The sequence below is a fragment of the Nocardioides sp. JS614 genome (assembly GCF_000015265.1).
Classification (GTDB): domain Bacteria; phylum Actinomycetota; class Actinomycetes; order Propionibacteriales; family Nocardioidaceae; genus Nocardioides.
In genome coordinates this window covers 4,028,107-4,054,027 of the sequence record NC_008699.1, presented here as the reverse complement: position 1 = coordinate 4,054,027, position 25,921 = coordinate 4,028,107, and the positions used below count along the sequence as shown (strand labels likewise).

The 25,921-nt window shown below is 73.0% G+C and carries 23 protein-coding genes; 7 read left to right on the top strand and 16 right to left on the bottom strand.

Going from position 1 to position 25,921, the window contains the following annotated elements; translation table 11 throughout:
* Positions 1–30 precede the first annotated feature (30 nt).
* The 5 genes from NOCA_RS20850 to NOCA_RS27670 are packed head-to-tail and all read right to left on the bottom strand — an operon-like array spanning position 31 to position 3,406.
* Positions 31–225, bottom strand: coding sequence for a ferredoxin (locus NOCA_RS20850; protein WP_011757263.1), 195 nt, complete (start codon positions 223–225; stop codon positions 31–33).
* A complete protein-coding gene (locus tag NOCA_RS20845; RefSeq protein WP_011757262.1) occupies positions 222–1,460 on the bottom strand; it encodes an NADH-ubiquinone oxidoreductase-F iron-sulfur binding region domain-containing protein in 1,239 nt (412 codons plus the stop codon). Before NOCA_RS20845 ends, NOCA_RS20850 begins: the two co-directional genes overlap by 4 nt.
* Positions 1,457–2,044 (bottom strand): ferric reductase, encoded by a 588-nt coding sequence (locus NOCA_RS20840; RefSeq protein WP_011757261.1) that lies wholly within the window; start codon positions 2,042–2,044, stop codon positions 1,457–1,459. The genes NOCA_RS20845 and NOCA_RS20840 overlap by 4 nt, the downstream gene beginning before the upstream one ends.
* Entirely contained in the window at positions 2,041–2,982 is a 942-nt protein-coding gene (locus NOCA_RS20835; RefSeq protein ID WP_011757260.1) for an FAD:protein FMN transferase, read from the bottom strand. Before NOCA_RS20835 ends, NOCA_RS20840 begins: the two co-directional genes overlap by 4 nt.
* Before the next feature lie 4 nt (positions 2,983–2,986).
* Complete coding sequence (locus NOCA_RS27670; RefSeq protein WP_011757259.1) at positions 2,987–3,406, bottom strand: hypothetical protein; 420 nt, start codon at positions 3,404–3,406, stop codon at positions 2,987–2,989.
* Positions 3,407–3,537: 131 nt separating this feature from the next.
* On the opposite strand from NOCA_RS27670, the gene NOCA_RS20825 reads away from it, so the two are divergent.
* The gene (locus NOCA_RS20825; protein WP_140403921.1) at positions 3,538–3,987 is read left to right on the top strand and encodes a hypothetical protein; all 450 of its coding nucleotides are present in this window, start codon (positions 3,538–3,540) and stop codon (positions 3,985–3,987) included.
* Positions 3,988–4,000: 13 nt separating this feature from the next.
* Here the strand turns inward: NOCA_RS20825 and NOCA_RS20820 are convergent, their stop codons facing one another.
* Together NOCA_RS20820 and NOCA_RS20815 are read right to left on the bottom strand one after the other, a co-directional pair.
* Complete coding sequence (locus tag NOCA_RS20820) at positions 4,001–5,278, bottom strand: sensor histidine kinase (protein ID WP_011757258.1); 1,278 nt, start codon at positions 5,276–5,278, stop codon at positions 4,001–4,003.
* An 11-nt stretch (positions 5,279–5,289) separates the two neighbouring features.
* On the bottom strand, positions 5,290–5,976 hold the full coding sequence (locus NOCA_RS20815) for a response regulator transcription factor (RefSeq protein ID WP_011757257.1): 687 nt from the start codon (positions 5,974–5,976) through the stop codon (positions 5,290–5,292).
* A gap of 50 nt (positions 5,977–6,026) precedes the next feature.
* On the opposite strand from NOCA_RS20815, the gene NOCA_RS20810 reads away from it, so the two are divergent.
* Complete coding sequence (locus NOCA_RS20810; protein WP_011757256.1) at positions 6,027–6,500, top strand: hypothetical protein; 474 nt, start codon at positions 6,027–6,029, stop codon at positions 6,498–6,500.
* A gap of 144 nt (positions 6,501–6,644) precedes the next feature.
* Positions 6,645–8,675 (top strand): ATP-dependent DNA helicase, encoded by a 2,031-nt coding sequence (locus NOCA_RS20805; RefSeq protein ID WP_011757255.1) that lies wholly within the window; start codon positions 6,645–6,647, stop codon positions 8,673–8,675.
* On the opposite strand, the gene NOCA_RS20800 is transcribed toward NOCA_RS20805, so the two are convergent.
* The 6 genes from NOCA_RS20800 to lexA all read right to left on the bottom strand — a co-directional run bounded on the left by NOCA_RS20800 (position 8,668) and on the right by lexA (position 17,172).
* Positions 8,668–10,245, bottom strand: coding sequence for an MXAN_6640 family putative metalloprotease (locus NOCA_RS20800; protein ID WP_041546758.1), 1,578 nt, complete (start codon positions 10,243–10,245; stop codon positions 8,668–8,670). The genes NOCA_RS20805 and NOCA_RS20800 overlap by 8 nt on opposite strands.
* A 47-nt stretch (positions 10,246–10,292) precedes the next feature.
* Positions 10,293–11,765 carry an MXAN_6640 family putative metalloprotease gene (locus NOCA_RS20795; RefSeq protein WP_011757253.1) on the bottom strand — a complete coding sequence of 491 codons (1,473 nt, stop codon included), beginning with the start codon at positions 11,763–11,765 and terminating at the stop codon, positions 10,293–10,295.
* Positions 11,766–12,293: 528 nt separating this feature from the next.
* The gene (locus NOCA_RS20790) at positions 12,294–13,616 is read right to left on the bottom strand and encodes an alkaline phosphatase family protein (RefSeq protein ID WP_083768216.1); all 1,323 of its coding nucleotides are present in this window, start codon (positions 13,614–13,616) and stop codon (positions 12,294–12,296) included.
* Entirely contained in the window at positions 13,613–15,325 is a 1,713-nt protein-coding gene (locus NOCA_RS20785) for an alkaline phosphatase D family protein (RefSeq protein WP_041546756.1), read from the bottom strand. Before NOCA_RS20785 ends, NOCA_RS20790 begins: the two co-directional genes overlap by 4 nt.
* A gap of 95 nt (positions 15,326–15,420) precedes the next feature.
* Positions 15,421–16,332, bottom strand: a complete 912-nt coding sequence (locus NOCA_RS20780) for a phosphatase PAP2 family protein (protein ID WP_158305690.1) — start codon at positions 16,330–16,332, stop codon at positions 15,421–15,423.
* Between the two features lie 99 nt (positions 16,333–16,431).
* Positions 16,432–17,172: a transcriptional repressor LexA gene (gene lexA / locus NOCA_RS20775; RefSeq protein WP_011757248.1), complete on the bottom strand. Its 741-nt coding sequence runs from the start codon at positions 17,170–17,172 to the stop codon at positions 16,432–16,434.
* A 72-nt stretch (positions 17,173–17,244) separates the two neighbouring features.
* On the opposite strand from lexA, the gene NOCA_RS20770 reads away from it, so the two are divergent.
* Positions 17,245–18,066, top strand: coding sequence for an SDR family NAD(P)-dependent oxidoreductase (locus tag NOCA_RS20770; RefSeq protein ID WP_041546754.1), 822 nt, complete (start codon positions 17,245–17,247; stop codon positions 18,064–18,066).
* A 217-nt stretch (positions 18,067–18,283) separates the two neighbouring features.
* Complete coding sequence (locus NOCA_RS20765; protein WP_011757246.1) at positions 18,284–18,640, top strand: LysM peptidoglycan-binding domain-containing protein; 357 nt, start codon at positions 18,284–18,286, stop codon at positions 18,638–18,640.
* A gap of 255 nt (positions 18,641–18,895) precedes the next feature.
* On the opposite strand, the gene NOCA_RS20760 is transcribed toward NOCA_RS20765, so the two are convergent.
* Both NOCA_RS20760 and NOCA_RS20755 read right to left on the bottom strand, forming a co-directional pair.
* Positions 18,896–19,282 (bottom strand): hypothetical protein, encoded by a 387-nt coding sequence (locus NOCA_RS20760; protein ID WP_041546753.1) that lies wholly within the window; start codon positions 19,280–19,282, stop codon positions 18,896–18,898.
* Positions 19,283–19,407: 125 nt separating this feature from the next.
* Positions 19,408–20,181, bottom strand: coding sequence for a sigma-70 family RNA polymerase sigma factor (locus NOCA_RS20755; RefSeq protein WP_011757244.1), 774 nt, complete (start codon positions 20,179–20,181; stop codon positions 19,408–19,410).
* Positions 20,182–20,761: 580 nt separating this feature from the next.
* Between NOCA_RS20755 and nrdR the strand changes: the two genes are divergently transcribed.
* A complete protein-coding gene (gene nrdR / locus NOCA_RS20750; RefSeq protein ID WP_011757243.1) occupies positions 20,762–21,280 on the top strand; it encodes a transcriptional regulator NrdR in 519 nt (172 codons plus the stop codon).
* 140 nt (positions 21,281–21,420) lie between these two features.
* Entirely contained in the window at positions 21,421–24,291 is a 2,871-nt protein-coding gene (locus NOCA_RS20745) for a vitamin B12-dependent ribonucleotide reductase (RefSeq protein WP_011757242.1), read from the top strand.
* 256 nt (positions 24,292–24,547) lie between these two features.
* Here NOCA_RS20745 and NOCA_RS20740 read toward each other — a convergent pair whose 3' ends face one another.
* Entirely contained in the window at positions 24,548–25,765 is a 1,218-nt protein-coding gene (locus NOCA_RS20740) for an exonuclease domain-containing protein (RefSeq protein WP_011757241.1), read from the bottom strand.
* Positions 25,766–25,921: the final 156 nt, after the last annotated feature.

The following is a 25,921-nucleotide window of genomic DNA, read 5'->3' as shown; positions in this document are numbered from 1 at the left end:
AGCTGGCGCACGGGGCCGGGCCACGGGCGGTCAGGTGACGAGGCGGAGGGCCAGCCGGGGACACATCCGGACGGCCACCCGGGCGTCGGCCAGCAGCTCGGGGGTGACCTCGCCGGTGATCACGGGGTAGCCCCACTCGTCGAGGTCGACGAGCTCGGGCAGCACCTCGTGGCACAGCCCGCGGGCGCGGCAGTCGGGCCAGTCGACCCGGAGCCGGACGGTCATGACGCCACCTCGGCGAGCCGGGCGGACGGTACGGCGGTGCAGCGGCCCGTCGCGTGCCGGGTCACCTCGTCGGGGAACGTCGCGAGCATCGAGCGGACCAGTCGGGCCGTGCCGTCGGGATGGGCGCACGCGCCCCGGCCGGTGACCAGCGCCGCCAGCCCCTCGACCCGCTCGGGGTGCCCGGCGCCGTCGACGACCTCCTGCACGGCCCTCGCCAGGGCGGGCAGGCCGTTGAGGCACGGACCACACCGGCGCGCGCTCTGCGCGGCGAGGTAGTCGACGACCCGGGCGGTGAAGGCCACCGGGCACCCGCGCGGAGCCACCACCACGCCGGCCCCGAGCGGCGTCTCGGCGGCGCGCATCGCGTCCACCGAGACCCGGCCGGCCACCAGCGTCGCCCACGGCACCCAGGCGCCGTGGAACCCGCCGACCAGCAGCGACCGGCCGGCCCATGCCTCCGGGAGCACGTCGCGCCACGGGCTGCCGAGCTCGACCTCGACGACCGTGGACGTGGCCGCGGACAGCGTCAGCAGGGTCGTCCCCGGCTCGTCCGCGGACCCGAGCGCGGCGTACCGCTCCTCGCCGGCGAGGACGAGCCGCCCGACCTGCGCCCAGGTCTCGGCGTTCGACAGCAGCGTGGGGCGACCGCGGTGGCCGGCGACCGCCTCGGGCGACCAGGCGGTCACCGGCAGGTTGGGACGCCCGGCCATCAGCTCGAGCACGGCACGCGCCTGGCCGGCGACGAAGCGACCCTGGGCCGTGTGCAGGTGGGTGCGCAGCCGGTCGCGGCGCTCGGCCAGGGCCGCCCGGATCGCCGTGCCGACCAGCGGGCGCTCCTGCGGGACGACGACGTGGAGCTCGCGCGCACCGAGGGCGTACGCCGTCGCGACGGCGCCGTCCAGCACCAGGTGCGGCCGGGTCAGCGCCAGCGCGCTGTCCTTCGCGCTGGCCGGCTCGCCCTCGCTGAGGTTGACCACCACGACCGGGCGCCGGCCCTGCCTCGACCGGTCGGCCGCGGTGCGCAGCTTGACCTCGAACGGGAACGCGGCGCCGCCACGGCCGCGGACCCGGAGCCGCGCCAGCGCGGCCAGCAGGGCGGCCACGTCGACGCGCGGCGGCTCGCCGTACTGCCGGCGGTGCGCGCGCAGCCCCGGCCCGCCGTCCAGGCCCGACAGGAGGGCGGGGCCGGGGAGCACGTGCAGCTCGGTGGGCACCGGCACCGGCGACGCGCTCACGGCGCGCTCCGCACGGGCCGGACGGCACGGTGGCGCTCGGTCAGTTCGAGGGCCAGCCGGGCGAGCCGCAGGACGGCGGCGCCGGCGACCACGGCGACGCAGGCCGCGACGGTGAGCTGGGCCCACGAGCTTCCGTTCCGGATGTCGGTGCCGATGCCGATGCTGTGCGCCACGGACGCGGCCCACCCGGCGTACGCCAGCACGTGCACGGCGCGCCACGAGCGGTGCCGCATCCGGGTGCGCAGCAGGCTGGTCACGGTGACCACGAGGGCGAGGTCCACGGCCAGGGTGCCCAGCCCCAGCCAGAGCGGGAGGTACGTCGAACCGACGTAGGGCACCAGCGCCTGCCACCACCGGATGTCGACGTAGCTGTCGACGACCGCGGTGGTCACGTGGACGCCGAGCGCCACCACCGAGAACAGGGCCAGGTTGCGGTGCATCGTCTGGGTGACGAAGCGGGGAAGGCCGCGGCCGGCGCGGCCGCCGGTGGCGAGCACGCCGAGCGCGGTGGTGAGCGTGAACAGCCCGAGCAGCACGAAGCCGGTGCTCCGGTTGAGGTACCAGAGGGAGGCGCCGTCGATCATGCGGGTCTCCTGTGCTCGTCGGTGTCGGTGGGCCAGGCGCCGGTCGTGCGCACCCGCCCGGTGCGGTCGACGAGGCGCGCGGCGACTCCGCGGCCGGTCAGCCAGGCCGGTGCGTCCCGCCCCAGCACGACCGCGGCCGTCGAGGCGGTGTTGGCCGCCGTGCAGGTGGGCCCGGTCGCGGTCACGGTGCGCCACACCTCCGGCGCGGGCCGGCCGGTGCGTGGGTCGAGCAGGTGGTGGAGGTCGGTCCCGCGGCGGGACCAACGGCGCACCCGGGTGCTCGAGGTCGCGAGGCCGCCCCGGTCCAGCGCGATGGTCGTCTCGACCGGTCCGTCCGGATGGGTGGAGATCGCGACCGGCCAGGGCTGCCCGTCGGGCGCCGCGATGGCCAGGTCGCCGCCGAGGCTGACCAGGGCGGGTCCGCCGAGCTCCTCGGCGAACGCGGTCGCGATCACGTCCGCGGCCCAGGCCTTGCCCGTCGCGCCGAGGTCCAGGGCGGTGCCGGCGGGCACCCTGATCGCACCGTCGGCGTCGAGTCCGATCTCGCGCCAGCGGTCCCGGCCCGGCGCCGTGGTGGGCCACAGCTGCGCCGGCACCCGGTCGTCCTCGACGGCGGCGAGCGCGGCGAAGTCGCGGTCGTAGCCCAGCTCCACCAGGTTCCGTCCGAGCAGCGGGTGGACCAGCCCGTCGGTGTCCTCGGCCGCGGCGCAGGCGGCGGTGACGGCGGCGACGAGGACCGGGTCGACCGCGACCCAGCCGCCCGCGCCCGCGTTGGCGCGGGAGAGGTCGGAGTCGGGCCGGAACCTGCTGCAGGTGCGGTCGACGTCGTCGAGCACGTGGCGGGCGATCCGGCTCGCGGTGTCGAGGTCGGCCGCCCGGCGGGTGGCCAGGAAGACGTAGGTGCCCAGTGCGCTGGACCGGGCGGTGGCGGCGGTCATCGGCTCAGGAGCCCGAGCTCGGGGCCGGCGGGGGCTGCGGCGCAGGGGCCGGTTGGGGGGCCGGCTGGGGGGCGGGTGCCGACGGGGTGTGTACGGCGGGCTGGGAGACCGTGCCCCCGCCGCCGACCGGCGCCGACGGTGTGGCCCGGACGTAGCGCACCGTCACGTGGGTGCGTTGGGGGCGCTGCTTCAGCACCACCCTGCGGTGCCGGTCCGGTCGCGCGACGGCGGCCTTCGTCCCGGTCGCGGCGGTGGTCTGCTGGACCGGATCGGCCTGCTGGGCCTCGGTGGTCCGGGCCGCGGCCCCGGCCAGCCAGCCGGTCGCGGAGAACGCGGCGATCGCGGTGGCCCCCGAGACGGCGGCGACGGCGATCCGGAGGCGCACCACGCCGTGGCGGCTGCGCTCGGTGGAGGAGTAGCTCATGACGCAGACGTTCCCGGGCGGCGCCGCAATGGCGCCTCATCCGACCGTTAAGTCCGGGTCATGGGGGTCCTTGACCCGCGCTTGACGTTCTCGCGAGGTGCCCATAGCGGTGGTCGGCGCAGGGTCGGGGCATGAAGACCATTCCTGCTCTCGTGTTCGCCGCGGTCCTCGCCGTGGGTCTCCTGGGTGGCGTCGCCGCCTACCAGGTCGCCGCGGGTCCCGTGGGTGCCGGCTCGTCGCCCACCGCCTCGACCGGCGCCGCACCCGTTGTGGAGCGCACCCGGCACGCCCGCCCGAAGGTGCGCTGGGCGCCCTGCCAGCCCCCGGCCGTCCGCCGGGGCAAGGCCTGTGTGACCGAGGAGGTCCGCACCGTCGTCCTACCCGCCCCGGCCCCCGCTGCCCCGGCCACCCGCCCCGTGCGGGCCGGTGGCGACGACCGCGCCGAGGACCACGGGGACGACCGCGCCGAGGACCACGGGGACGACCGCGGGGACGACCACGGGGACGACCGCGCCGAGGACCACGGGGACGACCACGGCGACGACCACGGGGACGACGGTGGCGAGCACGAGGACGACTGAGCCGCGGCCGCCCTCAGCCGCGGTCGGCCACCAGCGGAAGGCGGACCTCGACCCGGGTGCCCGGCTGGGACGGCGCGGAGAGTCGCAGCTCGCCGCCGCAGCCGGCGGCCGTCCGCCGCGCGATGTCCAGCCCCAGGCCGGTGCTGCCGACCCGGTCGGCGCCGGGCCGCGACGCCGTCCCCGGACCCTCGTCGGCGACCACCAGCACCGCCTGCCCGTCCTCGACGCCCAGCCCGACCTCGAACGCGGTGCCGTCGGGGGTGTGCGCGAAGACGTTGTCGACGAGCACGTCGACCAGGTCGGCGAGGTCGCCGGCCGCGACCGGTACGACGAGCGGCCGGCCCGGCAGCGAGACGGTCAGCATCCGGCCCTGGTCCTCGGCCAGCGCCGACCAGAACGTGACCCGCTCCCGGACGGTCGCGGTGGCATCGCCCGCCGCGGCCAGGTCGGTGCGCACCGGCCGGCGGGCCTCCTTGACGATGACGTCGATCGAGCGCTGGAGCACCTGGATGTGGTCGGCCAGCCGCGCCGCGAGCGCGGGGTCGGCCACGGCCTCCGCGTCCAGGCGGAGCGCGGTCACCGGCGTCCGCAGCCGGTGGGAGAGGTCGCCGACGCTCGCCCGCTCGGCGGCGAGCAGCTCGACGGTGCGATCGGCGAGCGCGTTCAGCGCGCGGGCCAGCTCCTGGGTCTCCTCGGGCCCGGAGACCCGGGCCCGGGCGTGCAGGTCGCCCTCCCGCAGCTGGTGGGCGACCGCGGCGACCTGGCGCACCGGCTCGCTGACCCGGCGCCCGAGCCGCGCGGCGATGACCAGGGCGAGCGCCAGCAGCACGGCACCCAGCCCGATGATGCCGGCCCAGGCCGCCGCGACGCCGCGCCGCAGGTCCTCGGGCGTCACGCTGCTGCGCACCACCGCGGTGCCGGACTCGACGACCACGGGCAGCAGCACCCGGCCGCCGGTGGAGTCGACCACCTCGAAGCCTTCGCCCGCCGCGGCGCGGCGTACCTCCGGGTCGCCGCGCATCGCCGTGTCGGCACCGATCACCCGCCGGTCCGCGGTGAGCACGCTCGTCGACGGCGTGCCCCGCTGGTCGAGATCGCCGATCAGACCCGGCAGCTGCGGATCGTCGTGCAGGCTCGCGACCAGGATCGCGACGTTGCGGGCCTCCTGGTCGGCGGCCGCCATCGCGCGGTCCTCGGCGAGGGTGCGCACCAGCAGGCACAGCGGGATCACGAAGGAGACCACGACGCTCGACGTCGTGGCCACGACCAGCCATGAGATCCGACGACGCACCGGGTGCCGCCTCAGTCCGCGTCCGGGTCGACGAGGCGTACGCCGACCCCGCGCACGCTGATCAGGTAGCGCGGCTCGGCGGCCGTCTCGCCCAGCTTGCGGCGCAGCCACGAGAGGTGGACGTCGATGCTGCGGTCGCCCCCGCCGTACGCCTGCTGCCACACCTCGGCCAGGATCTCGCGCTTGGTCATCACCTGGCCCTGGCGCTGCGCGAGTGCCAGCAGCAGGTCGAACTCGCGGCGGGCCAGCTCGAGGCGTCGCCCGGCCAGGGCGGCGGTGCGGGCACCCTCGTCGATGACCAGCTGCCCGACGCGGATCGGCTCGCTGGTCAGCGCCCGGTCGCCGCGCCGCAGCACCGCCCGGATCCGGGCCTCGACCTGGCCGGTGCCGAACGGCTTGACGACGTAGTCGTCCGCGCCGCCGTCGAGCGCCTTGACCATCGTCGGGTCGTCGTCCTGGGCGGTGATGACGATGATCGGGACCGTGCTGGCCGCGCGGATCATGCCGATCAGGGTGAGCCCGTCGACGTCCGGCAGGCCGAGGTCGAGCAGCACCGCCTGGGGCCGCTCGGCCAGGACGTGCTCGAGCCCGGCCAGGCCGGTGGCCGCGGTGGCGACCGCGTGACCGCGCTCGGTGAGCCCCCGTCGGACCGCGTCCCGGATCGCGGCGTCGTCCTCGACGACGAGGATGCTGGCCATGGGACAGAACGTACGCCGCACGGGTGGTCCGGCGCTGGGAGACTGGCGTCATGAGCATGCGCCGCAGCGCGGTGGTCGCGGTCCTGGCCTGGCTGGCCGTGGTGGCCGTCGGGTCGAGCGTCGTCTGGGTGGTCATCTCTCGGGCGGGTGACGGCATCGCCCCGACGGCCGACCCGGGAGTGGTGGTGACCTCCGCCGGCGCCGGGCCGGACTCGCCCACCGCGCCGGCCGCCTCCGCGCGCCCGTCGCGGCGCCCCACCTCCAGCGGGACGCCCGGGCCGGTCGCGCAACGGCGTACCTGGCAGGGTGCCGGCGGCCTGGTCATCGCCCAGTGCCGCGGCCCGGCCATCTCGCTGGTCTCCTCCTCCGCCGACCCGGGCTTCCGGGTCGAGGTCGGCGACCACGGTCCCGAGCAGCTCGAGGTGCACTTCGAGGGCCAGGGCGAGGAGGGCCGGGAGACCGAGCTCATCGCCCGCTGCGTCGACGGGACCCCCGAGTTCGACGTGGCCTCGACCGACGACTGACCCGGCGACCTCTCCCTTGTAACGCCCGGTTACCCCTTGTTCCGACCATGTTGCAGCACCGTGGGAACAAGGGGTAACCCGGCGTTACAGCTGGGCGGGGACGGTGCGGCGCGGGGTGTCTGGGGGCGCGGCTAGGGTGCTCGGGTGCCCGAAGCCCCACCCGCCACGTCCCCCGCGACGGCCGTGACCCCAGTCGTCACGGAGCTGCTCGGCACCGCGGTGGCGGCGCTGGGCGGCCAGGAGCGCGCCGGGCAGGTGCGGATGGCCGAGGCCGTCGCCGAGGCGATGGACAAGGGCCGGCACCTGCTGGTCCAGGCCGGCACCGGCACCGGCAAGTCCCTGGCCTACCTGGTGCCGAGCCTGCTGCACGGTGACCGCGTGGTGGTGGCGACCGCGACGCTCGCGCTGCAGCACCAGCTCGTCGAGCGCGACCTGCCGCGGCTGGTCGAGGCGGTCGAGGGCGCTCCCGCGGCCGACGGTTCCGGCAGCCTCGACACCAGCTACGCCGTGCTCAAGGGCCGCTCCAACTACGCCTGCCTGCACCGCATCCGCGAGGGCGTCCCCGACGACCAGGGTGCCCTGGTCGAGCTGCCCGAGGGTTCGCTGGGCAAGAAGGTGCTCGAGCTGCGGGCCTGGGCCGAGGAGGAGGCCGAGCAGGGTGGCAGCGGCGAGCGCGACAACGCGCCCCGGCACACCGACCGGGAGTGGCGCCAGGTCAGCGTCAACCACCGTGAGTGCCTGGGCGCGGCCAAGTGCCCGTTCGGCCAGGAGTGCTTCGCCGAGCTGGCCAAGGAGAAGGCACACCGCTCCCACCTGGTGGTCACCAACCACTCGCTGCTCGCGATCGACGCGATCGAGGGCGTGCCGATGATCCCCGAGTACGACGTCGTGGTGATCGACGAGGCGCACGAGCTCACCACCCGGGTGACCCAGGCGGCGACCGACGAGCTCTGGGCCGCCGAGGTCGAGCGCGCCGCGCGCCGCAGCCAGCGGCACGTGGACGGGAGCGCGGCCGACGACCTCGCCGACGCGGCCGACGCGCTGCGCGACGCGATCGCCGAGGCCCGGCCGGGCCGCTTCGAGCGGGTCCCCGAGGAGCTCTCGGACGCCCTGGTGCTGGTCCGCGACGCGGCGCGGGCCTGCCTCTCGGCGTACCCCAAGGCGGACTCCTCGGAGGAGCCCGACGCGGGCCGTCAGCAGGCCAAGGGCGCCGTGCAGGAGGTGTTCGCGACCGCCGAGCGGATGGCCGCGGCCTCCGAGAGCGACGTGCTGTGGCTCAGCGAGGGCACCGAGCGGATGCCGCCGCGGCTGTGTGTGGCGCCGCTGCAGGTGTGGGGCCCGATGCGCGACAAGCTGCTGGCCGACAAGACGGTGGTGTTCACCTCGGCCACCCTGATGCTCGGCGGCGACTTCTCCTCGGTCGCCACCAGCGTCGGGCTGAAGCCCGCCGAGCGGATCGTCGACGGCTCCCCGGTCGCCGAGACGCCGGTGTCCGAGCAGGCCCAGCCGTGGCGCGGCCTCGACGTCGGCAGCCCGTTCGACTACGGCCGGCAGGCGATCCTGTACGTCGCCCGGCACCTGCCGCCCCCGGGCCGCGACGGGCTCGGGAAGGCCCAGCTCGACGAGATCGTCGAGCTGGTCGACGCGGCGCACGGCCGCACGCTCGGGCTGTTCTCGAGCCGCCGCGCGGCCGAGGCAGCGGCGGAGACCGTCCGCGGGCGGCTGCCGCACCTCACCACCCTGGCCCAGGGCGACGCGCAGCTGCCCGAGCTCGCCGCGCAGTTCGTCGGCGACCCGCACACCTGCCTGTTCGGCACGCTCAGCCTGTGGCAGGGCCTCGACGTCCCCGGCGACACCTGCCAGCTGGTGCTCATCGACCGGATCCCGTTCCCGCGACCGGACGACCCGCTGCTCAGTGCCCGCCAGAAGGCCGCCGACCAGGCCGGCGGCAACGGCTTCATGCAGGTGGCGGCCACCCATGCCGCACTGCTGCTCGCCCAGGGCGCGGGCCGGCTGATCCGCACCCACACCGACCGCGGCGTCGTCGCCGTCCTCGACCCACGGCTCGCGACCGCCCGGTACGGCGGGTTCCTCAAGGCGAGCCTGCCGCCGATGTGGACGACCACCGATCCGGCGGTCGCCCGCCAGGCGCTGACCCGGCTCGCGGCTACCTGACCGCCTGCGCCCGCATCAGCACCTTGCGGCCGTCGTCGAGCGAGCTGCCCTGGCACGAGTAGGCGCCGCCCGTCCAGCAGTCGTAGCGGCTGCCGGCGTTCACGAGGGTGACCTCGACGTACTTCACGCGGGTCGAGCCGAAGGCGACCTTGCGGGTCCCCGCTCCGCTGGAGCTCAGCGGGACCAGCGTGGCGGTGGGAGCGCCCGCCTTCGGGTACACCGTGACGACGGCGGCGGGCTTCGTGGCGGCGTCGGGCAGGTCGAGGGTCACCTTCAGCTTCCAGGTGGACGAGCCCAGCCCGGTGCCCGGCACGAAGCGGGCGGTGACGCTGCTCAGGTGGGCGAGGCGGGCGGCCTTCCAGCCGCTGTCCTTCTTCGACGTGCTGAGCCGGAAGGTACCGCCGGGTGCGGCGACCGGGTAGTGGTTGGCGGCGCCCTCGTCGTACCAGAGCGCGGGTGCCCGGTTCGCGGTCGCGAACGTCGCGAGCATCACCGGCAGGGTGGACCCTCGCTCTGCCAGGACCCGGGACAGCGCCTGCATCGAGTAGTCGTCCTGGCCGCCGGCGGCACCGTCGGCGTACCGCCAGATGTCGCGCACCAGCGTGGGCATGCCGCCCTCGGCGTCGGTCGCCCACTCGGTGAGGAACCGGAAGAAGATCCAGGTGCCGTACTGCGCGCCGGCGTCGTTGAAGGTGTCCAGCGGCTGGCCGGGCTTCTTCAGCGGACTCTCCGACAGGTACTGCAGGTTGTCGTTGACGTCGTCGTAGAGCTCGTCCTCGGCCCAGGTGGCGGTGGCCTCCATCAGCCAGCTGTCCTCGAGTGCGTCGTAGCCGAACTGGACGGCGTGGAAGTACTCGTGGGCCGCGGTGACCTGGAGGTTCTCCAGCGGGGTGTTGGTGGGGAACTGGCTCGGGTCGTAGTCGTTGTCGAGGACGCAGTAGGCCCAGGCGTCATAGGGACCGCCGCTGGGCGGGTTCGGTGCGTCGCTCGTGCAGTAGCCGTAGAGGTTGTCGCTGCCGACGTCCGCGAGGTAGATGTCGGTGTTCGGGCTCCCGCCGATCGCGCCGTCGGTCTTCGGCGCCCGGTAGCCGGCGCCGACGTAGGTGTCGTGCACGCCGTCGACGATGTCCATCACGTCCTGGACGTAGTCCGGGACGCCGTCGCCGTCCAGGTCACCCGTCGGCACCGCGTCCGGGCCGGTGGTCACCCAGTGGTAGCAGTTGTCCGCCGTGCACGCGTCCTGCGTCGCGTCGGGGCGGGACAGGAGCCGGTCCGCCGCGGCCCGGTCGGCGCCGGTGAGCTCACCGCGCAGCTGCCAGAGCCGGAGCAGCGTCATCGTCGCGTCTGCCGCCGGCGCCGCGTCCCCGGCGAGTACCGCCCGCGCGTCGGCGAGCGCGGCCCGGGCCTCGGTCCGGGAGGCGGTCGTCTTGCCGGCCGCTCCCGACGGGTCGCCGGGTGCGCCGCTCGCTGCGGGGAGGCCGGCGATCAGCCCGCCGGTGAGCAGGACGGCGAGGCAGGCGGGGACGACGAGGCGGGCCTGGAAGCGGGTGTGGAGACGGTGAATGGACACGTGACCAGCCAACTACGGGTTGCTCCGGGCCGCATGACCCGATCGGGCTATCGCAGCGCGACCGCCCGGAGCCGCATCGGCAGGTCGTCGTCCTCCGAGCGGCCCCGGCAGGAGTAGCCCGTGTCGGTCCGGCGCCAGCACCGGTAGGCCACACCCGCGTTCGCGAGGGTCACCTCGACGTACCTCACGTCCCGGCCAAAGGCCACGGACCGGGTCGCGTTGCCGCGTGCCGAGAGCTGCAGCGGCACCGGCTCGGGCCGGCCCTCGGTGCGGTAGACGGTGGCGACCGCACCCGACCCGCGCTCGGTGCGCGGCAGGTCCAGCCGCAGCCGCAGCCGGCGGGCCTTCATCTTCACGGCCCGGGTGATCCGGTAGGTGGTGCTGGCCAGGTGGTCGACCCGTCGGGTCGTCCAGCCGGTGTCCCGCTGGCGGCCGGTGAGCGCGATCGTGCGGGCTGGGGACGCCGTCGGGTACTTGTTGACCCGGCCTTCGCGGTACGACGTGCCGGGGCGGCGGTTCGCGTCGGCGAACGCCGCCCAGGTGTCACGCAGGCTGGTGCCGCGCTCGGCGAGGACGTGGGCCACGGCCTGGATGGAGTAGTCGTCGGGACCGCCCTTGGCGCCGTCGGCCTGCTCCCAGACGTCGCGCACCAGGGTGGGCAGCCCGCCCTTGCGGCCGGGGAGGTTCTCGGTCAGGTAGCGGAAGAAGATCCAGTCGCCGTACTGCCGCAGGCCGTAGGACTCGAAGTGGTCCATCGACCGCGCCGGCTGGGTGAGCGGGCTCTGGGCGAGGTACTGCAGGTTGTCGTCGACGTCGTCGTAGAGCTCGTCCTCGGCCCAGGTGGCGGTGGCCTCCATGAACCACCCGTCCTCGAAGTAGTCGTAGGCGAACTGGACGGCGTGGAAGAGCTCGTGGGCCGCGGTCACCTGCAGGTTCTGCACGGGGGTGTGGGCGGGGAACTCGCGGTAGTCGTTGTCGAAGGCGCAGTACGCCCACGTGTCGTAGGGGCCGTTCACGGGTGGCTGACCGTCGCTGTCGCAGTAGCCGTACAGGCCCTGGGCGCCCAGGTCCTGCAGGTAGATGTCGAGCAGCCCGTTCCCGCCGCGGGTCCCGTCGCTCTCCGGGGCGCGATAGCCGGCGGCGGCGTACGTCGACAACACGTGCTCGGCGGTGCTGGCGACCTCGTCGACGTACCCGGCGGTCGCCTTGTTCGGGCCGCTGGCCGACCAGTGCACGCACACGGTGGTGAAGCAGCTGGTGCGTCCGGTGCTCGGCCGGGCCAGGAGCCGGTCGGCGCTCGCCCGGTCGTCCGCGGACAGGGCGTCGCGGTGCCGGCGCAGCTCGCGCAGCGTCAGGGTCGCGTCGCGGTGGCTCTCGCCCCCGAGCACCGCCCGCGCCTCGGCCAGTGCCCGCGCTCCCGCCGGGGTGCTGTCCGGGGCCGCCTGCGCGGGCACGACACCCAGCAGCGAGCCGGCGACCGCGGCGGTCGCGGCCAGGACGAGGACACGACGCAGACGCACCGGACTACTGAACCACGCCGGGCCGCGGATCCGGTGATCCTCGCTCGGCCTGCCCGGTGTCGGTGCCGTCGTCGGTCGAGCGGGTTGCGCAGCAACCGGGTCGCGACCCCGGTAGTGAAGGCAGGGCGGTGACCACCGAGGTCAGCCGGGGGTGGTCGCCGCCCTGCGCGGGTGTCCACCGGTGGTCGAGCAGCGAGCGCCAGCGAGCGTTGTCGAGACCCCGGAAGTGAAGGCAGGGCGGTGACCACCGAGGGCAGCCGGGGGTGGTCGCCGCCCGGCGCGGGTGGCCGCCGTCGGTCGAGTAGCGAGCGCCAGCGAGCGTCGTCGAGACCCCGGAAGTGAAGGCAGGGCGGTGACCACACCGGGTTGGCGGTGGTCGCCGCCCGGCGTGGGTGTCCTCCGGTGGTCGAGCAGCGAGCGCCAGCGAGCGTTGTCGAGACCCCGGAAGTGAAGGCAGGGCGGTGACCACCGAGGTCAGCCGGGGGTGGTCGCCGCCCTGCGCGGGTGCGGGGATCTCGACGAGCTCGATCACCGGTGGCCGGCGTGGGGTGCGGGGACCTCCACGATCTCGATCACCGGTTGCTGTCGTGGGGTGCGGGGGAGCAGGTTGCGGCCGTCGTACCCGCCCTTCGGCGCGCCGGCGCCGAAGAACGCGGCGACGGTGGGGGCGACGTCGATGGTGCGGGCGACCCGCGAGGACGCGGTGCGTCGGGGTACGTCGGGGTGGCCGCCGCCGACGAAGAACGGGATCGACCGGGTGGCCGGGTGGCCGTGGTTGCCGGGGATCGGGTTCGCGGTGGGGTCCGGCTCGCTGAACCGCCAGCCGGCCTGGCAGAACACTACGACGTCACCGGCCTCCGGTCCCAGGCGCAGCCAGGGGGCGGTGCGTGCGTACGCCGCGAGCACCCCCTCCTGGGCCCGCGCGATGGTCCGCATCCGTTCGATCGCCTCGGCGCGCTGGGTATCGGGGCCGGTCCAGTACAGGAGGTCGGCGCCGCCGTTGTCGGCGATCTGGACCCGCCCGGCGAGCAGCGGGTCTGCGGTGAGCGGCCCGGTCAGGCCGATCAACCGGTCCGGGGTCGACCAGTCCATCGAGTGGTCCGCCAGCACGATCACGATCGACCGGTCCCAGAGCCCCTGGGCCTTCAGCGCGTCGAGGAACCGCTGGACCTGCAGGTCGGTGTCGGCCAGTGCGAGCCGGCGGGCGACGCGCAGCGTGGTGCCGGTGAGGTCGGCGTGCCCGAACCGGTCGATGTCGCCGAGGTTGACGAACATCAGGTTCGGGTCGTACTCCTCGAGCATCGTGATCGCGGCGTCGATGGTGAGCGCGTCGGGGGCGTGGTCGGTGATCGGCAGCGTCGGGCTGGGCTCCCAGCGGTGTGTGGGACGGCCGCCGAAGACGCCGTACAGGTAGGTCTTGGAGAGCACCGTGCCGGTGGTGAGGCCGCGCCGGCCGAGCCGGCCCAGCAGCGTTCCGCACCGGATGTCCGAGGGCCGGTCGAGGGTGCGCACCTCGCCGAGCCCGCGGTCGAAGACGGAGTTCGCGGGCACCCCGGTGCGGTCGGGGCGCAGCCCGGTCATCATCATCACGTGGTTGGGGATCGTCTCCATGACCGGCATCGACGACGCCTGCGGGAACCGGAGCCCACCGTCGCGCAGCGCCGCCAGGTTCGGCGTCAGGCCGCTGTCGATCTCGTCGGGCCGGCAGCCGTCGACGACCAGCACGTAGGCGCGTCGGGGGCTGCGCCCGGCAGCTGCGAGCGCCGGGGCGCCGGCGACCGTGGAGAAGACCAGCCCGGCGGCGCCCGCCTTGAGGAAGGTACGGCGGTCGGCCGCGACCGGGCCGCTCACACCGGCTCCCCGACCTGCTCGACCCGGCCGGTGCCGGTGCGGGTCGCGTAGGAGACCGACCAGGTGATCGAGGTGTCCCGGTCGGCGCGGTCGCCGATGACGTACCAGTCCATCTGCGCGCGCAGCGGCGTCACGTCCAGGACGGAGAAGCCGTGGTCGTCGAAGTTGAGGTACTTGATGTGCCGGTTGTTGGCCAGGATCGTCTGCTCGACCGCGGTGCTCGTGGTGTGCGCGGGCGTGCCGGTGAGGTCCTTGAGGTTGTTCGAGGTGACCGACGAGCACACGAACTCCACGCCCGCGGAGTCGCCGGCTGGGTACGTTGAGGCGTCGTACGGCAGCTCGCACGCCCAGCCGGAGTGGATGTCGCCGGTCACGAACAGCGCGTCGCTCACCTGGTGGTCGCGGATGTGCGTGAAGACCTCGCGGCGGTCGTCGGTGTACCCGTCCCACTGGTCGACGTTGTAGGGCAGGCCGTCGCGGGGGAGCAGCCCGGTGACGTCGTTGACCGGGTCGATCAGCTCGTCGGGGAGCCCGCCGAAGTCCACCGGCGCGATCATCACCGGGTTGCCGATGATCTTCCACTGCGCGCGACCGCGCGAGAGCGACTGCTTGAGCCAGTCGAGCTGCTGGCGGCCCACGATGGTGCGGTCGGGGTCGCTCACCGCCGCGTCGGCCACCGGGAGCGGCTCGGGGAGCGGGCGTGCGACCTGCTCGTCGCGGTAGGTGCGCAGGTCGAGCATGCTGATCTCCGCCAGCCGGCCGAACTGCAGCCGCCGGAACAACCGGTCGCCGTCGCGCAGCCCGGCGGTGCCGTCCATGCGCACCGGCATCCACTCGTCGTAGGCGCGATGCGCCCGGGCGCGGCGCCGGTGGAAGTCGCCCTCGCCGAGGTCGGGGTTGTGGTTCTCGGCGCCCTCGCGATAGGCGTCGTTGGTCACCTCGTGGTCGTCCCAGGTGATCACCCACGGGTACTTCGCGTGCAGCGCCTGCAGATCCGGGTCCTGCTTGTACTGGGCGTGCCGCTGGCGGTAGTCGGCCAGCGTGAGCATCTCGTGGGCCGGCTGGTGCGAGCGGATGTCCTCGTCGTCGATCCCGTAGCCATACTCGCCGGGGCCGTACTCGTAGAGGTAGTCGCCGAGGTGCAGCACGGCGTGCAGGTCGTCGCGCGCGGCAAGGCCCCGGTAGGCGGAGAACCAGCCCGCCTGCAGGTTCGCGCACGACACGACGCCGAAGCGCAGGTGGTCCGGGCTGGCGTCGCTCGCCGGGGCGGTGCGGGCCCGGCCGACCGGGCTGACGGCGTCGTCGTACCGGAAGCGGTAGTGGTACCAGGTCGCCGGCTCCAGCCCGGTGACGTCGACCTTGACCGTGTGATCGCGGCTCGGCCCGGTCTGGAACCTGCCGCGGCGCACCACCCGGCGGAAGTCGGCGTCGCGCGCCACCTCCCAGCGGACCTCGACCCGGGGGCCGTGGCCCGACCCCGGCCGGCTCGCGGCGGTCGGCGTCACCCGGGTCCAGATCAGCACGGCGTCGGGAAGCGGGTCGCCGGAGGCGACCCCGTGTCGGAACACCCGGCCGCTCGCGCGCGGGTCGTCCGCGGCGCCGGTGGGTGCGGCGGCGCCCGCGGGCCCGTCGAGGCCGGTGGCGACGGCGAGCGTCGCGGCGCCGGCGGTGCCGGTGGCGAGGAGGGTACGGCGATCGAGGGTGGTCACGCCTCAATGAACGACGCACCGGGTGCCGGGGCACGGGCTCACCGGTGTGAGCACCGTATGTTCACCCGGCCGTCACTCCGGACGGGGGCGCCGGGTCACTGCTCGGAGTCGACCAGCCGCCCGGCGGCCTGCGCCACCGCGTCATCGGGGCACGGGGCCTGCGCCGCCGCGTCATCGCGAGAGGTGGTCTGGACCGGTGCGGCCGTGAGCACCAGGCCGGGCTCGCGCCGGCGCAGTCGTCGCAGCAGGTGGCCCAGGGCGTGCCGGAGCCGGACCCGGCCGATCGCTTCGGCCGCGGCCCAGCCCGCGAGGATGACCATCCAGCCCACGATCGCGTCGATCACCCAGTGGTTGCCGGTGCCGACGATGACGACGGCGGTGCCCAGGGCGTAGAGCCAGCCGAGCACGCGCACCCATTTGCGGGTGGCGTAGATCTGCAGGGCGAGCGCGACCCACAGCGACCAGCCGGCGTGCAGCGAGGGGAAGGCCGCGAGCTCGTTGGTCAGCCCGCCCAGGCCGCGGGGCGCCGAGGCGTCAGCGCCCCACCAGCCGTCGGCCGCGTGCAGGCTGAGGATGTCGACGTACCCACCGATGAAGCGCGGCGGCGCGGTCGGCAGCGAGATGTAGGCCATCAGGCCCATCAGGGTGCCGATCACCAGGGCCCGGCGGGCGGGCCCATAGCGGTCGGCGCCGAGCCGCCACAGCCAGATCAGCACGCCGGCGGTGACGACGTAGTGGAGGGTGGCGTACCAGTAGCTGCCGGCCAGGCCGAGCACCCGGTGGTCGCTGAACAGCTGGTTGAGCGGGACCTCCCACTGGATCCCGATCAGGCCCTCGAGGTGCAAGAGCTCGTCGGCGCGGCGCAGGGCCGGGCCCATGTCGGTGTCGGCGAGGAGCCGGGCCAGGCTGTAGACGACCCAGAGGGCGAGGATCAGGACCAGCTCGAGGATGCCGCGCGCCCACCGCGGCATCGGGCGGCTGCGGGCGAGCGCGGATGCTGTCGTCACAGCACCAGCGTTGTTCATGCAACCTCCCTGAGTCATCCGGGCTCCACCCGGAATCAACACCAGGGTCTGCTCAGGTAATTCCCCGACGTCCGGTCGATGTCAGACCCGTCGCAGCACCGCTGTCACCTTACCGAGGATGGTGGCATGGGTGCCGTCGATCGGATCGTAGGCCGGGTTGTGCGGCAGCAGCCACACATTTCCGTCCTTGCGCTGGAAGGTCTTGACCGTCGCCTCGCCGTCGATCATGGCCGCCACGATCTCGCCGTTCTCGGCGGTGGGCTGCTGGCGGATCGCGACGTAGTCGCCGTCGCAGATCGCGGCCTCGATCATCGAGTCGCCGCGCACCTCCAGCAGGAACAGCTGGCCGTCGCCGACCAGCTGGCGGGGGAGCGGGAAGACGTCCTCGACCCGCTCCTCGGCGAGGATCGGGCCGCCGGCGGCGATCCGGCCGACGACCGGCACGTACTGCGCCGCGGGCAGCGCGTCGCCGACCCCGGTCTCGTCGAAGGAGGACTCCTCGGCCGCCGACATCGACCGGCGCGCGGCCATCACCTCGGGCAGGAACACCTCCAGGGCACGCGGGCGGTGCGGGTCGCGCTTGAGGAAGCCCTTCTCCTCGAGGGTCTTCAGCTGGTGGGCCACGCTCGAGGAGCTGGTCAGCCCGACCGCCTCCCCGATCTCGCGCATCGAGGGCGGGTAGCCGCGCTTCTCGATGGAGTCCTTGATGTGGGCGAGCACCCGCTGCTGGCGCGGGGTCAGCCCGGTGGCGTCGGGCGGTCCGTCGGGCAGCTCGCTCACGCGGCGGGACGGGGTCTTCTTGCCGGTCTGGGGCGTGGCCATGGGAGCACGGTAGCCATCTCGGCCGTCGGGTTCAAACACCTGTTCGAACGGCGTGTCGGCCAGACTGCGGCCATGGGTGCACTCCGAGGTTCAAGCAGGCGCGGGGCGAGTGGCCGCAGCGCGGTCGTCACGGGCGGGGCGCGCGGCATCGGGCGCGGGATCGCCGAGCGGCTGGTGGCGGAGGGGTACGCCGTGGTCGTCGGCGACGTGGACGAGGCGGCGGCGCGGTCCTGCGCGGAGCAGATCGGCGCGGCCGAGGGGCGCGGGCTCGACGTACGCGACCCGGACGCGCACCGCGCCGCGGCGGCCGCGGCGATGCGGCACGGCGAGCTGGCGGCCTGGTTCAACAACGCCGGGGTCGGCGACGACGGCCTGATCGGCGACCTCACCGACGAGGCCGTGCGGCGGGTGGTCGAGGTGAACCTGCTCGGCACCCTGTGGGGGATGCGGGCCGCGGTGGCCGCCTTCGGCCCGCGCGGCGGCGACGTCGTCAACACCGCCTCGCTCGCGGGCCTCGGCCCGGTGCCGGGCTACAGCGTGTACGCCGCCACCAAGGCCGCGATCGTCTCCGCCTCGATGTCGGTGGCCGCGGAGACCCCGCGCCGGGTCCGGGTGCACGCCCTGTGCCCGGACGGCGTGCGGACCGCGATGCTCGACGCGCAGACGCCCGGGGGCCTGGGCGCCGCGCTCGTGCACTCCGGCGGGCGGATCCTCACCGTCGAGGAGGTCGCCGCGGCCGCGGTCGGGCTGCTCGGGACCGGCCGGGTGGTGCGCACCGTCCCGGCCTGGCGGGGCGGGCTGGTGCGGGCCACGACCCTCGCGCCGTCCGTCGCCGCCCGTGCCACCGGCCTGTTCGCCGCCCAGGGCCGTCGGGCGATCGCGAAGGGCCGCTGAGGACCGTCGCGGGGCCGCCCCGCGGCCATCGAACAAATGTTCGTGTCGCTCCTTGATCGGTTCGAACACGTGCTCTATCGTCGTACACATGTTCGATCGAACGTCTGATCGAGTGCCTGGTCCAGACCGTCCCGCGGGGACTGTCGGTGGCCACCACTAGAACTGACGTCGAGAGAGCAGGACCCCAGGCAGACCGCCGCTTCCCCAGGAGGTCACGATGAGCACGATGACGATTCCCGCCCACCCGGCTCGGGTGGTGCGCTCCGCAGCCGCCCGCCGCGGCGCGGTCCGGCTGACCCGCCGTGGCCGCCTGGTGGTGCTCGCGGTCGCGGTGCTCGCGATCCTGGCGATCGGCTTCGTGCTGGCCGGCGGCTCGGTCGCCACCGGCGAGTCGGGCCACCCGGAGCCCACCCGCGTGGTGATGGTCGGCACCGGCGACACGCTCTGGGACATCGCCGCCGGCCTCTCCGACGACGGCGACGTGCGCGCGATGGTCGACCGGATCCAGCGGCTCAACGCCCTCGACTCCGGCATGGTCGTCGCCGGCCAGCGCCTCCTGGTGCCGGTGGAGTAGGCGCCCTCACAGACCCACACCAAGGCCCACGCAGGCCCACACAGACATCGTCAGCCGCCTCGACCCCGGCTGACGAGCCGGGGAAGACGAGGGGCGGGGCCTGGTGGCCCCGCCCCTCGCGGCGTCCTGGTGGGGTGCCGGGGCCGCGCCCAGTTTCGTCGGTCGGCCGATGAACCTCGCGCCTGGACGATGAAGCTGCGTCGTCCAGGCACGAGTTTCGTGGCGGACCGGCCCCGTGCGAGCGCGGCCGTGGCCTCAGCGGGCGGCGCGGCGTCCGCCGATGGGACGGGTGCGATCGTCCTCGGCGGCCGGCTCGGCCGGGGCCGGTCCGGAGCGCGGCGGCGGGCCGCCGGTGATGCCGAGCCGGCGCAGCACCCGCGCGAGCAGCATCAGGCCGACGAACAGGCAGGCCACGGCGCCGACCGAGGCCAGGGCCAGGAACCACCACGCCGTCCGGTCACCGCCGCGGGCGGTCGAGCCGAAGTCGATCGCGGCGTACACCAGGTAGCCCCACGCCACGATGCACGCGGTGATCCCGAGTGCGAGCAGCAGCAGCGCCGGCTGGAACCGGGCCCGGCGCCGCGGCCCGCGACGCGATCCCGCGCGCTTGCCCGCCGTGCTCCCCGTCGCCCTGCCTGCCACCGCGCCATTGTCGCCGATCCCCGGTCGCCCTCCGGCCACCCGGGGCCGGTGCGCGCGGCGCACGCCGGTGGCCGCACGGATCGGCCCGGGGCCGGGCTCAGGCGGCGAGGTTCAGACGGCGAGGCTCAGGCGGCGAGCGTGACGTTCAGCTCCTCGCGCAGCCGGGCCATCAGCCGCGTCAGCAGCCGCGAGACCTGCATCTGGGTCACGCCGATCGCCTCGCCGATCTGGGCCTGGGTGCAGCCGCGGAAGAAGCGCATCTCCACGATGATCCGCTCCCGCTTCGAGAGCTTCGCGAGCACCGGCGCGAGCACCGCGCGGGCCTCGGCCACGTCGAAGCCCTCGTCGGTGAAGCCCAGGCGGCGCCCGATCGGGTCGTCGTCGCCCTCGTGCGCGGGGGCGTCGAGCGAGGCCGGCGCGAAGCAGCCGCTGGCGCCGAGCGCCTCCACCACGAGGTCGCGGTCGAGGCCGAGGTGCTCGGCGATCTCCGAGGGGCGCGGCGCCCGGCCGAGCTGCTGGTAGAGCTCGCCCTCGCAGGCGATGATCTTGGTCTGCGCCTCCTGGATGGAGCGGGGCGGGCGCACCGTCCAGCCGAGGTCGCGGAAGTGCCGGCGGACCTCGCCGCGGATGGTCGGGATCGCGAAGCTCAAGAAGTCGTGGCCGCGGTCCGGGTCGAAACCCTTGACCGCCTTGACCAGGCCGACGTACGCGACCTGCTCGAGGTCGTCGGTGGCGATGCCGCGCCCGCGGAAGCGACGGGTCGCGTCCACGGCCACCGCCATGTTCAGGCGGATCAGCTGGTCCTCGATCTCGGCCCGCTCTGCCGGGTCGGCGGCGGAGCGGAGGGTGAAGAGACGGATGGTCTCGTCGGAACGGCTCGGTGCAATCCCTGCAGTCATCGGGGGTGACCTCTCCTGTCTTCGATTGTCCTGGGGCCCTTTGTGCTGCGGCCCTTTCACGACCGTCTTGGTTGTCTTGCCCCGGACTGGTGGAGCGATAAACCACCCGTGCGGGTGGTCTATCCGGGGGCGGATCGTGCATCGGCCGGCCGCACCGACCGCCGCACCGACCGCCGCGCCGAGGGGCTTCCCGGGCGCGGCGCCCGGGCCCGGCAGCAGGTCCGGGGACGGCGGGGGACGAGGCCGCGACACGCCCTCGCGAGCCCCCCGATCCGATGCCCGGAGGGGCCCTGACCTGCAGGTTTGCCGCGTGGCCGGCGATCGCCGCAAGAACTTCCGCGGGCTACTTGCGCAGCCCTGGGGGCCGGGCGTACGGTTACCACTACATCTAGTACTTACAACGGTGTAGTTATCCACATCTAGTCCCCAGAAGCGCCTCGGCGACTCACAGGTCCAGGGTGGAAGACCCACAGCTCGCCCCTTGTTGTACACAGCGGAACCCCCGATATCCACAGCCCGCGCCCACCCCTCCTGGGGATTCTCGGCGACCCCTGCGCAGCCCACCGGAGAGGAGTGACCCGTGCACTGTCCGTACTGCCGCAACACCGACACCCGGGTCCTCGACTCGCGAGTCGCCGACGACGGCGGATCGATCCGCCGCCGGCGTACCTGCTCGGCCTGCGCGAAGCGGTTCACGACCGTGGAGCTGATGCAGCTGACCGTGCTCAAGCGCTCCGGCGCGTCCGAGCCGTTCACCCGGGAGAAGGCCGTCGCCGGGGTCCGGAAGGCCTGCAAGGGCCGTCCGGTCACCGAGGACCAGCTCGCGTGCCTGGGCCAGGCGGTCGAGGACGCGCTCCGGTTGGACGGGGCGGCCGAGGTCCCGGCCCACGAGGTCGGCCTGGCGATCCTGGGTCCGCTGCGCGAGCTCGACGAGGTCGCCTACCTGCGCTTCGCCAGCGTCTACCGCGCCTTCGAGTCGGCCGACGACTTCGAGGACGAGATCGCGATGCTGCGCGCCGAGCGCCCGGCCGTCGCGATCGAGCCGGTGACGGTGCCGGCCACGGAGCCGGCCCCACCTCAGCCCGTCGCGACGGGCTGACCCCAGACCGCCCGGCGTGTGTAGTGGGGAAGCTGCACGCGCCGGGCGCACCACATCGAGCCCGGCCGCTCACCCGAGCGGTGTCGGTGCTCAGGGCAATGATCGAAGCAACACCACCTCGAGAGACGGGACAAAGAGGGATGACCGAGACCGTGAGCGGGCGCACCGGCGCCAAGACCGGCCTGAAGATCGAGCGGGTCTTCAGCACCGAGGGGGTGCACCCGTACGACGAGCTGACCTGGGAGCGCCGCGACGTCGTGCAGACCAACTGGAAGACCGGTGAGACCGTCTTCGAGCAGCGCGGCGTGGAGTTCCCCGACACCTGGTCGGTCAACGCCTCGACCATCGTCACCACCAAGTACTTCCGCGGTGCGGTCGGCACCGACGCCCGCGAGTGGAGCCTCAAGCAGCTGGTCGACCGGGTCGTGAAGACCTACACCAAGGCCGGCGTCGACCACGGCTACTTCGCCACGGTCGGCGATGCCGAGGTCTTCGAACACGAGCTGACCTGGCTGCTCGTGCACCAGTACTTCTCCTTCAACAGCCCCGTCTGGTTCAACGTCGGCACCCCGTCGCCGCAGCAGGTCTCGGCCTGCTTCATCCTCTCCGTCGACGACTCGATGGACTCGATCCTGAACTGGTACAAGGAGGAGGGCTTCATCTTCAAGGGCGGCTCGGGCGCCGGCTTGAACCTCTCCCGGATCCGCTCCTCCAAGGAGCTGCTCTCCTCCGGCGGCACCGCGTCGGGCCCGGTCTCGTTCATGCGTGGCGCCGACGCCTCCGCCGGCACCATCAAGTCCGGTGGCGCCACCCGGCGCGCGGCGAAGATGGTCGTCCTGGACGTCGACCACCCCGACATCGAGGAGTTCATCGAGACCAAGGCGCGCGAGGAGGACAAGATCCGCGCGCTGCGCGACGCCGGCTTCGACATGGACCTCGGCGGCAAGGACATCACCTCGGTCCAGTACCAGAACGCCAACAACTCGGTGCGGGTCAGCGACGAGTTCATGCGTGCGGTCGAGGACGGCACCGACTTCGGCCTGCGCGCCCGCAAGACCGGCGAGGTCATCGAGCGCGTCGACGCCCGTGAGCTGTTCCGCAAGATCAGCCAGGCCGCGTGGGAGTGCGCCGACCCGGGCCTGCAGTACGACGACACCATCAACGACTGGCACACCAACCCCGAGACCGGGCGGATCACCGCGTCCAACCCGTGCTCGGAGTACATGTCGCTGGACAACTCCTCGTGCAACCTCGCCTCGCTGAACCTGCTGAAGTTCCTCAAGGACGACGACACCTTCGACGCCGAGCTGTTCGCGAAGGCCGTCGAGGTGATCATCACCGCGATGGACATCTCGATCTGCTTCGCGGACTTCCCGACCGAGGCGATCGGCCGGACCACCGTCGACTACCGCCAGCTCGGCATCGGCTACGCCAACCTCGGCGCGCTGCTGATGGCGATGGGCCTGGGCTACGACTCCGACGGTGGTCGCGCGATGGCCGCCGCGATCACCTCGCTGATGACCGGCACGTCGTACAAGCGCTCGGCCGAGCTGGCCGGTGTCGTGGGCCCCTACAACGGCTACGCCCGCAACGCGGAGGCCCACAAGCGGGTGATGCGCAAGCACCAGGCCGCCAACGACACGGTCCGCACGCTCGCCATCACCGACAGCCAGGTGCACAAGCTCGCCACCCAGGCCTGGGCCGACGTGATCGAGCTCGGCGCGACCCACGGCTTCCGCAACGCGCAGGCCTCGGTGCTCGCGCCCACCGGGACCATCGGCTTCATGATGGACTGCGACACGACCGGCATCGAGCCGGACTTCTCGCTGGTCAAGTTCAAGAAGCTGGTCGGCGGCGGCTCGATGCAGATCGTCAACCAGACGGTCCCGCGGGCCCTGAAGAAGCTCGGCTACCAGCCCGAGCAGATCGAGGCGATCGTCGCCTACATCGCCGAGCACGGCCACGTGGTCGACGCCCCGGGCCTGCGGACCGAGCACTACGAGGTCTTCGACACCGCGATGGGCGTTCGCTCGCTCAAGCCGATGGGTCACGTGCGGATGATGGCCGCCGCCCAGCCATTTTTGAGCGGTGCGATCTCGAAAACCGTCAACCTCCCGGAGACGGCCACCGTTGAGGACGTCGAGGACATCTACCTGCAGTCCTGGAAGCTCGGCCTCAAGGCGACCGCCATCTACCGCGACAACGCGAAGGTGGGCCAGCCGCTGGCCGACGCCAAGGCCAAGAAGGCCGACGCGGGCACCGACGCTGCGGCCGGCGAGCCGACCAAGGTCGTGGAGAAGATCGTCTACGCCCCGACCCGCAAGCGGCTGCCGAAGTCCCGCGTCTCGCGCACCACCTCGTTCACGGTGGGTGGCGCCGAGGGCTACATGACCTCGGGTGCCCACGACGACGGCGAGCTGGGCGAGATCTTCCTCAAGCTCGGCAAGCAGGGCTCGACCCTGGCCGGCGTGATGGATGCGTTCTCGATCGCGGTCAGCATCGGCCTGCAGTACGGCGTCCCGCTGGAGACCTACGTCTCGAAGTTCACCAACCTGCGCTTCGAGCCGGCCGGCCTCACCGACGACGCGGACGTGCGGATGGCGCAGTCGATCATGGACTACATCTTCCGCCGCCTCGCCCTGGACTACCTCGACTTCGAGACCCGCCAGGGCCTGGGGATCTACTCCGCCGACGAGCGTCAGCGCTACCTCGAGACCGGCTCGTACGAGCCCATCGAGGAGACCGGCTCCGCCGCCGAGCTGATCGCCGACCACGACCACGACATCGAGGAAGCCACGGTGGTCGAGGAGGCACCGGTGGTCGAGCTTGTCGAGACCCCGGAGGTGAAGGCAGGGCCTGTGAAGACGGCCCACACCTCCGCCGAGCTCCTCGAGCAGATCACCGGCACCGCCGTCGACAGCCCGCTGTGCTTCACCTGCGGCACCAAGATGCGCCCCGCCGGCTCCTGCTACGTCTGCGAGGGCTGCGGCAGTACCAGCGGCTGCAGCTGATCGTTCGGTACGTCAGTCGGGCTCGTCACCGCGAGGTGGCGGGCCCGACTGCGTTGCTGGTGGCCGCACCTGACATAGGGGTCGTGTCACGCGCGCAGCCTGAGCAGGAACGTCAGGTGCCTGAGCTCGGGGAGCCCCGAGGATCCGGGGCCTACCTACGTCTGCCCGCCACAGGGCGCTCAAGTACGGCGACGGCAAGTCTGAGGTGGAGAGGTGGCGGATTGACATGCGCGCCAGCCACCGGGCTGATGGGCAACTAGTGGAGGTCGGCGAGCATACGAGCGAAGGCTGCCTCCGTGACGACGGGTATTCCGTAGCTGCGAGCCTTCGCGGCTTTGCCACTCTGGGAATCGGGATCTGCGGCGACGACGAGCTTGGTGCTCTTATTGACTCCGCCATGCTTCAAGCCAGCTTGTTGTGCCAAGTCGATTAACTGGTCGCGTGGGACAGACAGCTCGCCGGTGAACACAACCTGATCACCAACACACAACTTGAAACCGCCCTCGCTCGTCGCGTGCGCCGCGACGTTCTTGGCCCTCTTGATGGCCACCCTCACCAAGTCGGTCGGTAAGCCGAGCGCCGTCGCAACACTAGTGAGATCCGCCAGCTCGGTCTCGGTCACCATGCCGTCGGCCCAGGCCGCGATCGCCATTGAATCGAGGTACGTGGCATGGACCGCGGCCAAATGGTCGCGGTGCAAGCCAAGAGATAGCGCGAGGTCAACGAGGGCGTTCTCCTCGTGTGCGGACAGGTATCCGTCGAGCAGTGCCTGCTCCAGAACGTCGAGGTACGCCTCGACCATGGGATTGGGGTTACGCGGCAGGGTCGAGGTGATGCGGTCCAGCCAGGCGGCCGGTTCTCGAGGAGTGGCAGACCGAAGTACTGAGCGGGGCCTGCCCGGCGTTGGCCCGGGGGCCGGCCACCAGTGACGCCGTGTGGATTCCAAGACAGCGGACCACGGCACCGGTCTGTCGGTATTGACGAGGTAATAGTTGAGAAGACCAGCGACGGCTCGGGCGTCACCGAGGGCCGTGTGCTCGTCCGCGTGCGGAACGTTTGCGGCAACGCAGCAGTCCTTCAGCTTTCGAGACGCGCCTCGTAGATACGAACTCGACAGCTGCATGGTGCACAGTGACGGCGTAGGCGGTCGCGTTCCGACGCTGGCGCGCTCAAACTCGTAGTCGAGGAACTGGGTGTCGAAGCGTGCGTTGTGCGCAACCAGAGTACGACCGGCCAGCGAACCGATCAGGTATGGAGCAACTTCCTGGAAGGTCGGGGCATCGAGCACGTCGCGCGCCGTAATGCCATGGATGTGCGTCGGGCCCACGTCGCGCTGCGGGTTGACGAGGGTGGCCCACTCGCGCTCGATCGCTCCTGAGTCTGAAACCTCAATGAGGCCGATCTCAACGATTCGGTCATGCTTCTGCGGGAAGAGCCCGGTGGTCTCGAGGTCAATGATGGTGTAGCCAGTCATCACGCTTCCCGTTCGCTCGACTTCGACCGGTCCGAGCCAGACGTTAGGCCTGAGTTCGTGTGCCTGCAGGGGATTCGAGCAATCCCGCAGCTCGCGCGAATGCGGTTTTGATCGATCAATTGGCACGTGGCTGCGGCATCCGCAGGCGATCGGGTC

Coding starts and splice junctions, on each gene's coding strand:
- NOCA_RS20765 (WP_011757246.1), top strand. CDS start 18,284: ATGAGCACGATGACGATTCCCGCCCACCCGGCTCGGGTGGTGCGCTCC.
- lexA (WP_011757248.1), bottom strand. CDS start 17,172: ATGGCCACGCCCCAGACCGGCAAGAAGACCCCGTCCCGCCGCGTGAGC.
- NOCA_RS20755 (WP_011757244.1), bottom strand. CDS start 20,181: ATGACTGCAGGGATTGCACCGAGCCGTTCCGACGAGACCATCCGTCTC.
- NOCA_RS20850 (WP_011757263.1), bottom strand. CDS start 225: ATGACCGTCCGGCTCCGGGTCGACTGGCCCGACTGCCGCGCCCGCGGG.
- NOCA_RS20815 (WP_011757257.1), bottom strand. CDS start 5,976: ATGGCCAGCATCCTCGTCGTCGAGGACGACGCCGCGATCCGGGACGCG.
- NOCA_RS20745 (WP_011757242.1), top strand. CDS start 21,421: ATGACCGAGACCGTGAGCGGGCGCACCGGCGCCAAGACCGGCCTGAAG.
- NOCA_RS20825 (WP_140403921.1), top strand. CDS start 3,538: ATGAAGACCATTCCTGCTCTCGTGTTCGCCGCGGTCCTCGCCGTGGGT.
- NOCA_RS20840 (WP_011757261.1), bottom strand. CDS start 2,044: ATGATCGACGGCGCCTCCCTCTGGTACCTCAACCGGAGCACCGGCTTC.
- NOCA_RS20835 (WP_011757260.1), bottom strand. CDS start 2,982: ATGACCGCCGCCACCGCCCGGTCCAGCGCACTGGGCACCTACGTCTTC.
- NOCA_RS20740 (WP_011757241.1), bottom strand. CDS start 25,765: ATGACTGGCTACACCATCATTGACCTCGAGACCACCGGGCTCTTCCCG.
- NOCA_RS20810 (WP_011757256.1), top strand. CDS start 6,027: ATGAGCATGCGCCGCAGCGCGGTGGTCGCGGTCCTGGCCTGGCTGGCC.
- NOCA_RS27670 (WP_011757259.1), bottom strand. CDS start 3,406: ATGAGCTACTCCTCCACCGAGCGCAGCCGCCACGGCGTGGTGCGCCTC.
- NOCA_RS20770 (WP_041546754.1), top strand. CDS start 17,245: ATGGGTGCACTCCGAGGTTCAAGCAGGCGCGGGGCGAGTGGCCGCAGC.